Source organism: Streptomyces sp. NPDC048057 (assembly GCF_040653095.1).
GTDB lineage: Bacteria > Actinomycetota > Actinomycetes > Streptomycetales > Streptomycetaceae > Streptomyces.
The window spans coordinates 1-1,599 of record NZ_JBEZNF010000080.1 but is presented as its reverse complement, the minus strand read 5'-3'; the positions used below and the strand labels follow the sequence as shown (position 1 = coordinate 1,599).

Annotated in this window: 1 protein-coding gene; it reads left to right on the top strand. The window is 68.4% G+C overall.

Annotated features, from left to right (window positions below; translation table 11 throughout):
* Positions 1-133 precede the first annotated feature (133 nt).
* The gene (locus tag AB0E05_RS36385; protein ID WP_361971899.1) at positions 134-1,585 is read left to right on the top strand and encodes an NF041680 family putative transposase; all 1,452 of its coding nucleotides are present in this window, start codon (positions 134-136) and stop codon (positions 1,583-1,585) included.
* Positions 1,586-1,599: the final 14 nt, after the last annotated feature.

The following is a 1,599-nucleotide window of genomic DNA, read 5'->3' as shown; positions in this document are numbered from 1 at the left end:
CCCAGCTTGATCCTTAACGTCTGGCCTGGTCGCGTGGTCACTCTTTGGAGTGATCGCAGGGTATGAGGGCGGCCTTCCCCGTGATCCTGAACTCTGCGACGAGATCCAGGAGTTCACGACGAAGGCCGTGGTGATGAGTGTGCTGCAACGCGTCGGCGACCGCGATGCCTTCGCGGGTCTGTCACGCTTTCGGAGGGCCTTCTACGAGTGTCTGTCCGCGCGGGCGGATGCGTTCTTCGAGCTGACGGACGCGCTGTTGTGTGCGGACGGGCCGGTGAGGACGCCGGTGGAGCTGTCGCTGACCTCCGAGCACCGACGGGGCTATGGCGCGCTGTACGGGGCCCTGAACCATGGCCGCCTCGACGTGGACCGGCTGCGGGACCTGCTGGTGTCCCTGCCGTTGCCGCGGTTCGACGGGCGGATCGTGCTCAGCGTGGATGTCTCCCCGTGGCTGCGTTCAGACGCGGCTTGTTCGCCGGAACGGCTGTTCTGTCACGTCCATGGCCGTTCACGGGAGGCTTCGCAGATCATCCCGGGCTGGCCGTACTCCTTCGTCGCCGTGCTCACCCCGGACCGCACCTCGTGGACACAGGTCCTGGACGCGGTCCGGCTGGGGCCTGCCGATGATGCCGCGGCCGTCACCGCCGACCAGCTGCGGGCCGTAGTCGAGCGACTGATCGCGGCCGGTCAGTGGCAGTGCGGCGACCGGGACATCCTGATCGTGATGGACGCCGGCTACGACGTGATGCGCTTGGCTTGGGTCCTGCGTGACCTGCCCGTCGAACTGGTCGGACGCCTGCGCTCCGGCCGCGCCCTGCGGCTTCCGGCACCCTCCCGCGAGGAGTTCGCCCTGGCCCACCCCCGCGGCGGCCGACCGCCCAAGCACGGCAAGGAGTTCAGCCTTGCCAGGCCGCGGACCTGGGAAGAGCCGTCGGTGGTGACGGTGAACGACACACCCCGCTACGGCAAGGCCGAAGCCCGGGCCTGGGACCGGCTCCACCCCGAACTCCAGCAACGCTCCGCCTGGATCGACCACGACGGCGAACTCCCCATCATCGAGGGCACACTGATTCGGTTGGAAGTGGACCACCTGCCCCGTGACCGCGATGCACCACCGGTCTGGCTGTGGTCCTCGGCCACCGACGCCACCCCGTCCGATGTCGACTTTGCCTGGTCGAGTTACCTGCGCAGATTCGACCTGGAGCACACATTTCGCCTGTTCAAGCAGTCCCTGGGCTGGGCCCGACCGCGGATGCGTGATCCTCACGCGGCGGATCGCTGGACCTGGATTGTCGTCATCGCGCACACCCAGCTCCGTCTCGCCGCCCCACTGACCGCCGACCAGCGCAAGCCCTGGGAAAAGGTCACCCGTCCCGGCACGGTCCTCACACCGACCCGGGTCCGGCGTGGGTTCCGACACCTCCGACCCCACCTCGCCTGCCCGGCCCGCGTGCCCAAACCCAGCCGCCCCGGCCCGGGACGCCCGCCCGGCTCCAAGAACAGGCACCCCGCCACCCACCAGGACGTGGGCAAAACCGTCAAACGCCCCGCGACACTAACCGAACGAAATCAAGCCCGATGTTAAGGATCAAGCCCAGA